The organism is Phyllobacterium sp. LjRoot231 (genome assembly GCF_964253365.1).
In the GTDB taxonomy this organism is placed as follows: domain Bacteria; phylum Pseudomonadota; class Alphaproteobacteria; order Rhizobiales; family Rhizobiaceae; genus Phyllobacterium.
In genome coordinates, this window is sequence record NZ_CAXUQT020000001.1 from 3091986 (window position 1) to 3105435 (window position 13450).

Annotated in this window: 13 protein-coding genes; all 13 read left to right on the top strand. The window is 56.4% G+C overall.

Annotated features, from left to right (window positions below; all coding sequences use genetic code 11):
- Positions 1-156: 156 nt before the first annotated feature.
- The 13 genes from rpsB (at position 157) to lpxB (ending at position 13426) form a co-directional block, all read left to right on the top strand.
- Positions 157-963 carry a 30S ribosomal protein S2 gene (rpsB, locus tag ACSQ3H_RS15245; protein WP_436117825.1) on the top strand — a complete coding sequence of 269 codons (807 nt, stop codon included), beginning with the start codon at positions 157-159 and terminating at the stop codon, positions 961-963.
- A 117-nt stretch (positions 964-1080) separates the two neighbouring features.
- On the top strand, positions 1081-2004 hold the full coding sequence (gene tsf, locus ACSQ3H_RS15250) for a translation elongation factor Ts (protein WP_436117826.1): 924 nt from the start codon (positions 1081-1083) through the stop codon (positions 2002-2004).
- Between the two features lie 88 nt (positions 2005-2092).
- A complete protein-coding gene (pyrH, locus tag ACSQ3H_RS15255) occupies positions 2093-2815 on the top strand; it encodes a UMP kinase (protein WP_436117827.1) in 723 nt (240 codons plus the stop codon).
- Between the two features lie 45 nt (positions 2816-2860).
- Positions 2861-3421, top strand: coding sequence for a ribosome recycling factor (gene frr / locus ACSQ3H_RS15260; RefSeq protein WP_436117828.1), 561 nt, complete (start codon positions 2861-2863; stop codon positions 3419-3421).
- Between the two features lie 186 nt (positions 3422-3607).
- On the top strand, positions 3608-4327 hold the full coding sequence (locus ACSQ3H_RS15265; RefSeq protein WP_436117829.1) for an isoprenyl transferase: 720 nt from the start codon (positions 3608-3610) through the stop codon (positions 4325-4327).
- A complete protein-coding gene (locus ACSQ3H_RS15270) occupies positions 4324-5145 on the top strand; it encodes a phosphatidate cytidylyltransferase (RefSeq protein ID WP_436117830.1) in 822 nt (273 codons plus the stop codon). The genes ACSQ3H_RS15265 and ACSQ3H_RS15270 overlap by 4 nt, the downstream gene beginning before the upstream one ends.
- 60 nt (positions 5146-5205) lie before the next feature.
- Positions 5206-6345, top strand: a complete 1140-nt coding sequence (rseP, locus tag ACSQ3H_RS15275; RefSeq protein ID WP_436117831.1) for an RIP metalloprotease RseP — start codon at positions 5206-5208, stop codon at positions 6343-6345.
- Positions 6346-6574: 229 nt separating this feature from the next.
- Positions 6575-8947: an outer membrane protein assembly factor BamA gene (gene bamA, locus ACSQ3H_RS15280; RefSeq protein ID WP_436117832.1), complete on the top strand. Its 2373-nt coding sequence runs from the start codon at positions 6575-6577 to the stop codon at positions 8945-8947.
- A 54-nt stretch (positions 8948-9001) separates the two neighbouring features.
- Positions 9002-10057, top strand: coding sequence for a UDP-3-O-(3-hydroxymyristoyl)glucosamine N-acyltransferase (gene lpxD, locus ACSQ3H_RS15285; RefSeq protein WP_436117833.1), 1056 nt, complete (start codon positions 9002-9004; stop codon positions 10055-10057).
- The gene (gene fabZ / locus ACSQ3H_RS15290) at positions 10050-10535 is read left to right on the top strand and encodes a 3-hydroxyacyl-ACP dehydratase FabZ (protein ID WP_436117834.1); all 486 of its coding nucleotides are present in this window, start codon (positions 10050-10052) and stop codon (positions 10533-10535) included. Before lpxD ends, fabZ begins: the two co-directional genes overlap by 8 nt.
- A gap of 8 nt (positions 10536-10543) precedes the next feature.
- Complete coding sequence (lpxA, locus tag ACSQ3H_RS15295) at positions 10544-11371, top strand: acyl-ACP--UDP-N-acetylglucosamine O-acyltransferase (protein ID WP_436117835.1); 828 nt, start codon at positions 10544-10546, stop codon at positions 11369-11371.
- Positions 11355-12248, top strand: a complete 894-nt coding sequence (locus tag ACSQ3H_RS15300; RefSeq protein ID WP_436117836.1) for an LpxI family protein — start codon at positions 11355-11357, stop codon at positions 12246-12248. The genes lpxA and ACSQ3H_RS15300 overlap by 17 nt, the downstream gene beginning before the upstream one ends.
- Positions 12248-13426, top strand: a complete 1179-nt coding sequence (lpxB, locus tag ACSQ3H_RS15305; protein WP_436117837.1) for a lipid-A-disaccharide synthase — start codon at positions 12248-12250, stop codon at positions 13424-13426. Before ACSQ3H_RS15300 ends, lpxB begins: the two co-directional genes overlap by 1 nt.
- Positions 13427-13450: the final 24 nt, after the last annotated feature.

A 13450-nucleotide genomic window follows, 5' to 3' on the forward strand; every position in this document is an offset into this window, starting at 1 on the left:
GCCTGCGCACTTGCGTTTGTGACGATTATCCATTAACAGCCGCTTCATTCCACACACGGGGTTTGGGTTGATATCGGGAGAAATCCGATATGGCCTCCGGTGGCGGGTTTCCCGCCTCTTCTCCGTGGAGGTTAAACCGGAAAAGGAAAATAAGAGATGGCATTGCCTGATTTCAGCATGCGTCAGCTCCTTGAAGCTGGCGTTCACTTCGGCCACCAGACACATCGCTGGAACCCGAAAATGGCACCATACATTTATGGTGACCGCAACAACATTCACATTCTCGACTTGGCACAGACCGTTCCGCTGCTTCACACTGCGTTGAAGAAGGTTTCGGACACCGTTGCCCGCGGCGGCCGCGTTCTGTTCGTCGGCACCAAGCGTCAGGCTTCGGACATCATTGCCGATGCCGCAACGCGCTCGGCCCAGTACTACGTCAATGCCCGCTGGCTCGGCGGCATGATGACCAACTGGAAGACGATTTCGAATTCCATTCAGCGTCTGCGCAAGCTGGACGAACTTCTTTCCGGCGAAGCACAGGGCTTCACCAAGAAGGAGCGCCTGAATCTCGATCGTGAGCGCGAGAAGCTCAACCGTGCACTTGGCGGCATCAAGAACATGGGTTCCGTTCCGGATCTCATCTTCATCATCGATACCAACAAGGAAGCGATTGCAATCCAGGAAGCCAAGCGTCTTGGTATTCCGGTTGTCGCCGTCATCGACAGCAATTGCGATCCGGACCAGATCGATTTCCGGATTCCGGGCAACGACGATGCGTCGCGCGCGATTTCGCTTTATTGCGATCTGGTCGCCAAGGCTGCTCTCGACGGTATCCTGCGTCAGCAGGGCTCGTTGGGCATGGATATCGGTGCACAGGAAGAAGCTCCTGTCGAGCCAGCGCTCGAAGCTCCCGTTGAAGCTTCTGCCGAAGCTCCTGCACAGGAAGGTGAAGCCTCCGCTTGAGGCTTCATACACCCGTCTTATCGGGCGATTAAAAATGATTCGATTGGCGCATAACGCGCCGCAAAGTTGGCATGCTGGTTTCTCCAGTATGCCTTCGCTTTGAGAAGAGGCGACACAATGAGCATTTCTGCATCACAGGTAAAAGAACTTCGCGAAATCAGCGGCGCTGGCATGATGGACTGCAAGACAGCCCTGACTGAAACCAATGGCGACATGGAAGCCGCTGTCGATTGGCTGCGTGCCAAGGGCATTTCAAAGGCTGACAAGAAGGCTGGCCGCACGGCTGCCGAAGGTCTTGTCGGCGTTGCGTCGAACGGCAAGAAGGCTGTCGTTGTCGAGGTGAACTCCGAAACCGATTTCGTTGCCCGCAATGACGCGTTCCAGGACATCGTCCGCAACGTTGCCAATGTGGCATTAACCACCGACGGTTCGACTGCTGCCGTTGCAGCTGCGACCTATCCGTCGTCTGGCAAGTCCGTTGTCGATACGATCAAGGACGCTGTCGGTACGATTGGTGAGAACCTCTCGTTCCGCCGCTCAGCTGCGCTGACGGTCAACGAAGGCGTGGTTGCTACCTACATTCACAACGCCGTTTCCGATGGTCTGGGCAAGCTCGGCGTTCTGGTAGCGATCGAAACTGCCGGCAACGCGGACGTCGCACAGGCTTTCGGCCGTCAGGTCGCAATGCATGTCGCTGCAACCAACCCGCTTGCCTTGACTTCGGCTGAAGTTGATCCGGCCGCCGTCGAGCGTGAAAAGGCGATTTTCTCCGATTCAGCCCGCCAGTCCGGCAAGCCTGAAAACATCATCGAGAAAATGGTTGAAGGCCGTCTGCGCAAATTCTACGAGGAAGTCGTGCTTCTCTCGCAGGCTTTCGTCATCAATCCTGACCTGACCGTCGAGGCCGCTCTTAAAGAAGCGGAAAAGACGATCGGTGCACCAGCCAAAATCACCGCATTTGTCCGTTTCGCGCTGGGCGAGGGCATCGAGAAGGAAGAGACCGACTTTGCAGCGGAAGTGGCCGCAGCTGTGAAGAAGTAATCTTAGATGACTGAAATCAAAGGGCATCGCGTGACAACGCGATGCCCTTCGTGTATCCGGAATTCGAAACGACTTTGAGGAAGGTTCCATGGCTGGTACGGCTGTTTATAAACGCGTTGTGCTCAAAGCCTCAGGGGAAGCTCTCATGGGCGATCAGGGCTTCGGGATCGATGTGGCGGTTGCCGATCGCATCGCCAGCGATATCGCGGAAGCCCGCGCGCTGGGCGTCCAGGTTGGTGTCGTCATCGGCGGCGGCAATATCTTTCGCGGCGTCGCCGTAGCTTCCAAGGGCGGCGACCGGGTGACCGGCGACCATATGGGTATGCTCGCGACAGTGATCAATTCGTTGGCGCTGCGCACATCATTGGTGAAAATCGGTATCGACACTGTTGTTCTTTCGGCGGTGGCCATGCCTGAATTCTGCGAGACATTTTCGCAGCGGCTGGCGACCGAATATATGGACATGGGCAAAGTTGTGATCTTTGCAGGCGGTACGGGCAATCCGTTCTTCACGACGGACTCCGCAGCTGCGTTGCGTGCGGCAGAGATTGGGGCCGATGCCCTGTTCAAAGGAACCCAGGTCGATGGAATTTATTCAGCTGATCCTAAAAAAGACCCAAATGCCGTGCGGTTTGATCATTTAACCCACAAGGATGTGCTTGATCGCGGGCTCGCGGTGATGGATACGACTGCCGTTGCTCTTGCACGTGAGAATAATATCCCAATAATTGTCTATTCAATCCACGAAAAAGGTGGTTTTGCAGAAGTGCTACAGGGTAGAGGACGCGCAACGGTCGTTTCGGACCATTGATCGATCGTTCGGAGCACTTTCGCCAAGAATAAAGGAGCATTGAGCATGAGTGACGCACTCGATCTGAACGACCTGAAGCGACGCATGGATGGTGCCATACAGGCGTTGAAACACGATCTCGGCGGGCTTCGCACGGGCCGCGCTTCGGCAAGCTTGCTGGAGCCCATTATGGTCGAGGCCTATGGTTCGCAAATGCCCCTCAATCAAGTCGCCAATATTACTGTGCCAGAGTCGCGCATGCTTGCCGTATCCGTTTGGGACAAGTCGATGGTTGGCAAAGTAGAACGTGCGATCCGCGAATCCGGTCTTGGCCTCAACCCGATTACCGACGGCAACAATTTACGTATTCCCTTGCCTGAACTCAACGAGCAGCGCCGCAAGGAACTGGTCAAGATCGCGCATCAATATGTCGAGCATGCAAAGGTCGCAGCGCGTCACGTTCGCCGCGACGGCATGGACGAATTGAAGAGGCTCGAGAAAGACGGCGATATCAGCCAGGACGATAATCGTGTTCTGTCCGAGAAAGTCCAGAAACTGACGGATGACACCATTACAGAAATGGATAAAGTCGTTGCCGTTAAAGAAGCGGAAATCATGCAGGTTTGAGAAACCTTTTGATAAATCCACCTGATGGACATCTGATGCGTTTTTCTGCGCTTCCGGTGCTCATGGACGAAAATGTCCACTGCGCTCCGGTTCTCAAAAACCACACCAGCCGCCATATCAGGATGAATTCTCAAAAGGTTTCCAAGCTGATAACAGCGTAAATCTGTCCACTGGAGGTCGAAGCCAATGTCCAATCCGCGCCACATTGCCATCATCATGGATGGAAATGGCCGTTGGGCAAAGGCGAGAGGATTACCGCGGACGGCAGGCCACAAGGCCGGCGTCGATTCATTGCGCGAAATCATCCGCGCCGCCGGCAAGATGGACATACCCTTTCTGACCCTGTTTGCGTTCTCGTCCGAAAACTGGTCGCGGCCGCGCTCGGAAGTTTCCGATCTGATGGGACTTTTGAAACTCTTCATCCGGCGCGATCTGGCGGACCTGCACCGGGAAAACGTTCGGGTGCGGATCATTGGCGAACGGGAAGGCCTGGCCAAGGACATTCGTGGACTGCTCGATGAAGCGGAAGCACTGACCATGAGAAATACCGGCCTCACACTGGTCATCGCCTTCAACTATGGCTCACGCAATGAGATAACCCGCGCTGTTCAGCGCCTGGTTGCGGATGTCGCGTCAGGTGCTATCGCGCATGAAGATATTACGCCCGAAGCCATATCAGTGCGGCTGGACACTGCCGATATCCCAGATCCCGATATGATCATCCGCACCAGCGGGGAAATGCGCCTGTCCAATTTCCTTCTCTGGCAGGCGGCCTATTCGGAATTCATGTTCATGCCTTGCTATTGGCCCGATTTCCGGCCTTCCCATCTGGCTGAGGCGATCGAGACGTTCCAGATGCGCGAACGGCGCTTCGGCGGTGTGACGGCGCAGGAAATCGCCCTGTGACCTTCAATGGTCTTTCCAATCTGCAAAAACGTATTCTCAGCGCGATTGTCCTTGTCATCCTTGCAGTCGTCCTTACCGCGCTTGGTGGATTTGCCTTCGGGATTCTGGCCTGCGCCATAGGCCTGAGCGTGTTTTACGAATGGCAGCTCATCACATTCCGCCGATCCACGCCGGTGACCCGTGGCTTGGCCTGGGCATGCCTTGTCTGTGTGATGCTGGTTCTCCTCTTCACGCAACACGTTTTGACAATGATCGGTGTCCTGTTTGCTGGCGCGGCGCTCGTAGCCGCCGTGGGCGGGCGGGAAAATGGCTATTGGCCGGCGTTCGGCCTCATCTATGCCGGCTTTCCATCCATCGCACTGACATTGTTGCGCGGCGATACCGGTGATGGGTTTGCGGCGATCCTGTTCCTGTTCGCAGTCGTCTGGGCAACCGATATCTTTGCCTACTTCAATGGACGGGCGCTTGGCGGGCCAAAACTGGCGCCGCGCTTTTCGCCGAACAAGACCTGGGCCGGGGCAATTGGTGGCGCTGCGGCGGGGGTGGCTGCCGGTGTTGCCTTTGCCGCCTTTATAACGCCGGCCGGCGGTTTTCCCGTTCCGTTGATCGCACTTCTACTGTCGATCATCGCGCAGATCGGCGATCTTGGCGAATCATGGGTAAAACGTCGATTCGGCGTGAAGGACTCCAGCCAGCTCATTCCCGGTCACGGTGGTGTGATGGACCGGGTCGACGGGCTTGTAGCTGCTGCAGCATTGCTATACGTCATCGGGGCAATTCTGGTGACACCGGAAACGCCATACGACATTCTTTTCTAGACGGCCGAACGTCCGGGGCCCATAGGGCCATTTGATTGTGCTGCAGGCCCGGAGGATATATTGATAGAAACGCTGCATACTCTCTTCGGTACCCAAAGCGTGTTGATTGGTACGATTCTACCTTTCCTGATCGTTCTGACCGTCGTGGTTTTCGTCCACGAGATGGGTCACTACCTTGTCGGGCGGTGGTGCGGAATCGGCGTCAAGGCGTTCTCGGTCGGCTTTGGACCGGAGCTTTTCGGATTCAACGACCGTCGAGGCACGCGCTGGAAGCTTTCAGCAATTCCGCTCGGGGGCTATGTCAAGTTCGCCGGCGACGAGGGCGTATCAAGCTCGACAGCAACGCCAGCTGAAGCGATGAGCCCCGAAGAACGGGCTGTTGCCTTCCACACCCAACCGGTCTGGAAGCGCGCCGCCACGGTCTTCGCCGGACCGGCATCCAACATATTACTGACCATAGCCATCTTTTCGGTGTTTTTCGCGCTCTACGGCAAAATGGTCGCTGACCCCATGGTGGCCGAGGTCCGCCCAGGTGGTCCTGCGGCCATTGCCGGATTCCAGCCCGGCGATCGCTTCATCAGCGTCGACGGCGACAAGGTTGAAACCTTTTCCGACGTTCAGCGCCATGTCTCTTCACGAGCCGGTGATTCTCTGAATTTCGTGGTGGAGCGCAAAGGCCAGGAAGTTCAACTGACCGCAACGCCTGAGCTGGTGGAGCAAAAGGATCCGCTTGGAAACACCATCAAGATTGCCGTGATCGGCGTCGTCAACAATCAGGAGTTGGGTAACTTCCGGCGGATCGAATACGGCCCCGTCGAATCAGTCGTTCAGGCGGTGCGTGAAAGCGGGTTTATCATCGCTCGCACCGGCCAGTTTTTCAGCCGGTTCTTTGCCGGTCGCGAAGACAAGTGTCAGCTGGGGGGACCCGTCAAGATCGCTACAATGGCAGGGCAAGCGGCGAGCCAGGGTATTGATTGGTTGATCCAACTTACGGCGATGCTGTCCATCGGCATCGGTTTGCTCAATTTGTTTCCTTTGCCGCCTCTCGATGGGGGACATCTCCTCTTCTATGCGGCTGAAGCCGTCATTGGCAGACCTGTCAGGCCGGCGGTTCAAGAGATTTTCTTCCGCGCCGGATTCCTTTTAGTGTTGGGATTCATGGGGTTTGTTGTGTTTAATGACCTTTTTGCCTGCCGGTAGCAAACATTAAACATTGATGAAAATTTGAGGCGCTGACTGGCAAAGCGATATGATCTGTTTACTATAAGCTCTGAATGGCGTGGCATGGATGCCACGCTTTCTTGTGAAGTAAACAGTTTTTAACCGTAAGCCTTGCGTGTATGTAAAAACCGGCTATGACGGTGTGCGAGTAAGTGCTTATTCCGGGATCTCGCCCGGGGACAACGAGAAACGAAGGTTCAGAAGGCCTATGGCGGCAAGTTCAAAATTCGTTGGTGCAGCGTCGGCGCTCGCCATATCAGCAGCTTTGGTGAGTTCGGGTGCAATCGTAACAACGGTAGCAGGCGTAACAGTAGCGCAGGCAGCAACAGTAAGCCGCATTGAAGTGCGTGGTAATACACGCGTGGATGCCCAGACGGTTCGCGACAATCTGGGTATTACGCCAGGCAAGCCTTTTTCCAATGCAGACATCGACGCGGCCACCAAGCGACTGTTCGGCACGGGTCTGTTCAGCGATGTGCGCATCAGTCAGTCGGGCGGTACGCTGATCGTCCAGGTCAATGAGCATCAGGTCGTCAACCAGGTCATTTTCCAGGGCAACAAGAAGATCAAGGATCCTGCCCTGCAAGGTGCCGTGCAGTTGAAGCCGCGCGCCGCTTTCGATCAGGCAACGCTCGATGCCGATGTTGAGGCTGTGCGTGCCGCCTACCGCAATGTCGGCCGCAGCGATGCGACGGTCACCGGACGCACGATGGATCTGGGCGAAGGGCGCGTCAACGTTGTCTTCGAGATCAACGAAGGCGACCGCACCAAGATCGCCAAGATCAATTTCGTCGGCAACCAGGCCTTCGGCAATCGCCGCCTGAGCGACGTCATCTCGACCAAGCGCTCCAATCCGCTTTCCTGGCTGACGCGCAATGACGTTTACAGTGAAGACCGGCTGCGCGCCGACGAAGAAGCGCTGCGCCGTTTCTATTACAATCGCGGTTATGCCGATTTCCGCGTCGTCTCCTCGACGGCTGACCTTGATCCGGCGACCAATGACTATACGATCACCATCACCGTCGAAGAAGGTGAGAAGTACACGTTCGGTGGCGTTCAGATCGAAAGTTCGGTTGAGGGTGTCGATACCTCGCAGCTGAACGGCATGGTCAAGACGCGGGAAGGCGACACCTACAACGCCAAGGAAGTCGAAGACTCGATCATCAAGGTTTCCGAAAAGGTGGCCGGTCAGGGTTACGCCTTCGCCAAGGTGGAACCACGCGGCGACCGTAACTTCGAGAACCATACAATTTCCGTCACCTATGCGATCGATCAGGGCCCGCGTGCCTATGTCGAGCGCATTGAAATCCGCGGCAACGAAAAGACCCGTGATTTCGTCATCCGCCGTGAATTCGATGTCAGTGAAGGCGATGCGTTCAACCAGGTTTTGATCCAGCGCGCAAAGCGCCGGCTTGAAGCCCTTCAGTTTTTCCAGACGGTCAATATTTCGACAGCGCCGGGTTCCCAGCCGGATCAGGTTGTTCTCGTCGTTGACGTCGTCGAGAAGTCGACGGGTGAATTCTCAATCGGTGGCGGTTATACGACCGGCGGCGAAAATCCGGGACCAACAGTTGAAGCCTCGATCACCGAGCGCAACTTCCTCGGCCGTGGTCAGTATATCCGCGTTGCCGCGGGTGGCGGCCTCGACAATAACCGCTCCTATTCGCTGTCGTTTACCGAGCCATACTTCCTTGGACAGCGCATTGCGGCTGGCTTCGATATCTTCAAGCGTCAGTCCGGCGTGAGCAACAAATACGAGACCGACCTGACCGGCGGCACCATTCGTTTCGGCTTGCCGATCACGGATGATCTGACGGCTGGCGTTGCATACAATCTTACCCAGGAAAAATACACGATTGACAGCGAGGCGGAGTTTCCTGATGGGACCCCCGACCCGGCGGAAATTTCGCAAGCGTTCATCGATGCCGCAGAAGAAAGCCCGTGGATCAAGTCTTCGGTTAGCTGGTCGCTGACGTATAATACGATCGACGATACAAAGAACCCGCATGACGGTATCTATGCGAAGTTCAATCAGGAATATGCAGGTATCGGTGGTGATGCCAACTTCCTGAAGACGACGTTCAAAGGTCAGTATTACAAGACACTTTCTGACGAATTGGACATTGTTGGTCTTGTTGGCGTCGGCGCCGGTTATATCGCTGGCTTCGGCGACGAGGATTTGCGCGTCTTCGATCTGTTCAAGAACAACTCGGAAATGATCCGCGGTTTCAAATACGCCGGCATTGGTCCGCGCGATCTGACCGTGGATGACAACGATGGCAGCTTCCTCGGTGGTAATACATACTTCAGCGGATCGCTCGAAACGCAGTTCCCGATGCCTGTTATTCCGGAAAGCATAGGCATTCGCGGTGCTCTATTCGCCGATGCAGCCACGCTCTATGGAAATGATCTTCCGCAAGCTGCTGGTACAACCGGTATGGAATGGCGCGCATCGGTTGGTGCCAGCATCATGTGGGCGTCGCCATTTGGTCCATTGCGTTTCGATTATGCTGTGCCGGTTAAGAAGGTTGAAGGCGATCAGGTCCAGAATTTCAACTTCGGCATGTCGAGCAAGTTCTGATAGATTGCTGACCTCCCGGGGGGAGCAAATTTCCCCGGGGGAGAAAGTTAGCCGATGGCCGATCCGATCTTTTATGAGCCACTGTTGAACGTGACTATTGGTCAGATCGCAGATCTGACCAATGGCGTTCTCGTGGACAGTTCTTTGGCAAATCGGTCAGTCAAACGATTGGCTTCGCTTTCGGACGCTGGACCGGATGCCTTGGTCTTCATCGAAAGCAAAAAGCACGCCCTTGATCTCGGTGGCTTGAAAGCTGCCGGTGTGCTGTGCACCGACGAAATCAAAGCAAGCGTTCCGAAGAACGTCGCTATCATCGTAACCCGGCATCCGCAGCAGGATTTTGCCGCTATTGGCCGCGCGCTCTATCCAAATGCTGTCAACGCGCATTTATGGAGCGGACAGACCGGTATCTCGATCCATGCGATTGTCCATGCGTCCGCGGAGGTCGAAAGTGACGTTACGATTGAGCCGGGCGCAATCATCGGCAGCAATGTTTCCATCGGTTCCGGCACAGTGATCGCCGCCAATGTCGTCATTGGCAATGGCTGCAAGATTGGCCGCGATTGCTATGTCGCGCCAAGCTGTTCGGTACAGTACGCATTTTTGGGTAATCGCGTCTTGCTGCATCCGGGTGTAAGAATTGGCCAGGATGGCTTTGGGTATGTACCTGGCAGGGCCGGTCTCGACAAGATGCCGCAACTCGGCCGCGTCATTATCCAGGACAATGTCGAAATCGGCGCCAATACAACGGTCGATCGCGGCGCGTTGGCTGACACGATCATCGGTGAAGGCACGAAAATCGATAATCTCGTGCAAATCGCCCACAATGTGCGTATAGGCCGGCATTGCGTTATTGCCGCGCAATGTGGCATTTCGGGCAGTGTAGTCCTTGGTGATATGACGATGCTCGGTGGAAGCGTCGGGATCAAGGATCATGTCAACATCGGATCACGCGTCGAGATCGCAGCGGCGAGCGGCGTGATGAACGATATACCGGACGGCGAGAGGTGGGCTGGTGCGCCCGCTCAGCCGTTCAAGCAATGGTTCCGTGAGATCGCGAGCGTGCGCGCGATGACCCGAACCAAGAAGGAGAGCAGTTCAGATGAGTGACAATGTGAAAACGGAGAGCCTCGGAGTTGCGGACATCCAGAAACTTCTGGCGAATCTGCCACATCGTTATCCATTTCTGCTGATCGATCGCATCGTCGATATCGACCGTGACGTATCGGCCACCGGCATCAAGAATGTCAGCATCAACGAACCGCATTTCGCCGGTCATTTTCCCGAACTACCGATCATGCCGGGTGTCCTGATCATCGAGGCCATGGCACAGACGGCCGGAGCGATCGTGCTGTTCCACAATGGCAGTGGCAAACCCGGCAAGGTTTTCTTCATGACCATCGATAACGCCAAATTCAGGAAGCCTGTCGTTCCTGGTGACCAGCTGAAGCTGCGCGTAACGAAGCTGAAGCAGCGCGGCAGCATTCACAAATATGCGTGTATCGCGGAAGTCGACGGTGTGAAGGTTGCCGAAGCCGAGGTTGCCGCCATGGTCGGCTTTCCTGATGAAGACGAGACTGGAGTCTGAACCTTTTTATGTCTCGCATTCATCAGACGTCTATTATCGAGCAGGGCGCAAAAATCGGAGACAGGGTATCTGTCGGGCCATTTTGCCATATCGGATCTGAAGCGGTTATTGGCGATGACGTCGAACTCATCAGTCACGTCGTCATTATGGGGCCGACGACGGTTGGTAGCGGCTCCAAGGTCTATCCTAATGCTGTTCTTGGCGGTGATCCGCAGAACACCAAGCACAAGGGCGGCTATACGACCCTCGTCATAGGCAAGAACTGCGTGATCCGCGAAGGCGTGACTATGCATCGCGGCACGGATGGCAGTCGTGGCATTACGACGATCGGGGACAACTGCATGTTCCTTGCCTATGCGCATGTCGCCCACGACTGTGTGATTGGCGACAACGTCACCTTCTCCAACAATGTGATGATCGGCGGACACGTCACCATCGGCAACAATGTCATTATCGGCGGTGGTGCGGGCATCCATCAGTTCGTGCGGGTGGGTCATCACGCCTTTATCGGCGGTCTCGCTGCCCTGGCGAGCGATCTCGTGCCTTACGGCATGGCTATCGGTAACCATGCTTATCTCGGCGGGTTGAATATCATCGGGATGAAGCGCTCTGGCATGGCGCGTCCGGAAATCCATAATCTGCGGCATGCGGTCCGCATGCTGTTCGATCGTACCAAATCGATCAAGAGCCGCGCGGATGATGTGCGCATCGCATTTCCGGATTCGCCCGCTGTGGCCGATCTGGTCGATTTCATCACCACTGATACCAAGCGCGCCTACTGCACGCCGCCACTCGATTCCGCAATCGAGATCAGTGACAGTGACGACAACAGCTAAAACATCGCCAGCCACTGCCATACACCCGCCCATTGCGGGACGGACGGCCATTGTCGCCGGCAATGGTCTGCTTCCTGTCGCTGTCGCCGAGAGCCTGCGGAAGCTCGGCGGCAATCCATTGATCGTTGCAATCAAGGGCGAGGCGGAACCCGAGCTTTACGAGGGTGAGCACGCCGAGATTTCGATTGTCGAGCTTGGCGGTCTGGTCAAAATCCTCAAGGCCGAGGGCATTTCAAACGTGGTGCTCGCGGGTGGTATCCGTCACAGGCCGGAATTCCGCGCAGCATTGAGACCCGGAAACGGCAATCTCGTTGCGCTCTATCGTTTCCTGAGGGCGTTCCGGCTGGGCGATGACGGTCTATTGCGAGCCGTAATCGCGACGATCGAATCCTATGGTTTTCGCGTTCTGGGCGCTCATGAGATCGTACCTGATATCCTGGCGCCGGCTCCGAGCACGATAACGCGCAAGCGGGCCGATCAGGAGAGCATCGCCAACATGCATGCCGCACGTCAGGCTGCAATCATGATTGGATCGCTTGATATCGGCCAAGCGGCTATCGCCATTGGCAGGCGTGTCGTGGCGCTTGAAGGTGTCGAAGGTACTGATGCGATGCTGCAGCGCGTGGCGGAACTGCGGCAGGCCAAGCGTATCAATCGCAAGGGTGGTGTTTTGGTCAAATGCGCCAAGCCGCAACAGGAAGTACGGGCGGATCTGCCGGCCATTGGTGTCAGCACCGTCGAGAACGCTGTCAAGGCGGGGCTCAAGGGCATTGCTATCGAGGCACGTCGTACGTTGATTTTGGGTTATGCGGAAACCGTTACCGCCGCCGACAAAGCGGGACTATTCATCGAGACCTTCGAACAGGAACCCTCCTGATGACTGCCGCGACAAGACCCTTGCGCCTTGCCATCGTCACCGGCGAAGAGTCCGGCGATCTGCTCGGCGCCGATTTGGTTCAAGCGCTGCGCCGGCAATATGCAGGCGAGGTGACACTGATCGGTGTCGGCGGCGAGCATCTCGCTGCACTTGGGCTCAACAGCCTGTTCGACCAGCATGAGATCGCGCTCGTCGGCCTCAGCGCCATCGTTCGGAAGCTGCCGCAACTCATCCGGCGTATATCGCAACTCGCGACGGCAATTGTTGCGGCGAAACCCGATTGTCTCGTGATCATCGACAGCCCTGATTTTACCCATCGCGTTGCGCGCAAGGTGAGGGCGGCTGATCCCTCGATCCCGATCATCAATTACATCAGCCCTTCCGTCTGGGCGTGGCGGCCGGAACGTGCCAAGGCGATGCGCGCCTATGTCGACCATGTGCTGGCGGTCCTGCCGTTTGAGGTGCAGGCGCTGAAGGATCTGGATGGCCCGCCCGCGACCTATGTCGGGCACAGGCTGGTATCGCATGCGCCGCTACTTGAGGCAGCGAAGCGAAATCGCGCGCGCGATGCCGGCCTGGGTGATCGCGCAGAGAAGAACCTTGTCGTCTTGCCGGGTTCTCGCCGCTCCGAAATCACCAGTCTCGCCGAACCATTTGGCGAGACCGTCGATCTTTTGGCAAGCCGCGGCAATCGCATCCACGTAATTCTGCCAACCCTGCCGAGGGTCGAGCCACTCGTCCGGCGATTGACTGCAGGCTGGAAAGTACAACCTCATATCGTGGTTGGTGAAGCGGAACGATTAAAAGCATTTGCCGAGGCGGACGCTGCGCTCGCGGCGTCCGGAACGGTGTCGCTGGAACTGGCGCTCGCTCGTGTTCCCACGGTTCTATCCTACAAGCCGGACTGGCTGGCGCGGACATTTCTTGCTCCGCGCATTACGATCTGGAGCGCGGCTCTTCCCAACATCATTGCGGACGAGCCGGTTGTGCCGGAGTACTTCAACATCTTCGTGCGGGCAGGATCGCTTGCGCGCCAGATCGAGCAACTAGTCGTTCCGGGACTTCGGCGCAGCGCACAGCTGGAAAGTTTTGACAAGATTTCCCGATTGATGCAGACAGACCGGCCGGCCGGCGAGATTGCCGCAGAAAAAGTGCTGGAACTTGCCAAACAGAAATGACGAATAAAAAAGGCGCCAGATGGG

Excerpts from the sequence above, each read along its gene's own strand:
- rpsB (WP_436117825.1), top strand. The coding sequence starts at position 157 with ATGGCATTGCCTGATTTCAGCATGCGTCAGCTCCTTGAAGCTGGCGTT.
- tsf (WP_436117826.1), top strand. The coding sequence starts at position 1,081 with ATGAGCATTTCTGCATCACAGGTAAAAGAACTTCGCGAAATCAGCGGC.
- pyrH (WP_436117827.1), top strand. The coding sequence starts at position 2,093 with ATGGCTGGTACGGCTGTTTATAAACGCGTTGTGCTCAAAGCCTCAGGG.
- frr (WP_436117828.1), top strand. The coding sequence starts at position 2,861 with ATGAGTGACGCACTCGATCTGAACGACCTGAAGCGACGCATGGATGGT.
- ACSQ3H_RS15265 (WP_436117829.1), top strand. The coding sequence starts at position 3,608 with ATGTCCAATCCGCGCCACATTGCCATCATCATGGATGGAAATGGCCGT.
- bamA (WP_436117832.1), top strand. The coding sequence starts at position 6,575 with ATGGCGGCAAGTTCAAAATTCGTTGGTGCAGCGTCGGCGCTCGCCATA.
- lpxD (WP_436117833.1), top strand. The coding sequence starts at position 9,002 with ATGGCCGATCCGATCTTTTATGAGCCACTGTTGAACGTGACTATTGGT.
- fabZ (WP_436117834.1), top strand. The coding sequence starts at position 10,050 with ATGAGTGACAATGTGAAAACGGAGAGCCTCGGAGTTGCGGACATCCAG.
- lpxA (WP_436117835.1), top strand. The coding sequence starts at position 10,544 with ATGTCTCGCATTCATCAGACGTCTATTATCGAGCAGGGCGCAAAAATC.
- lpxB (WP_436117837.1), top strand. The coding sequence starts at position 12,248 with ATGACTGCCGCGACAAGACCCTTGCGCCTTGCCATCGTCACCGGCGAA.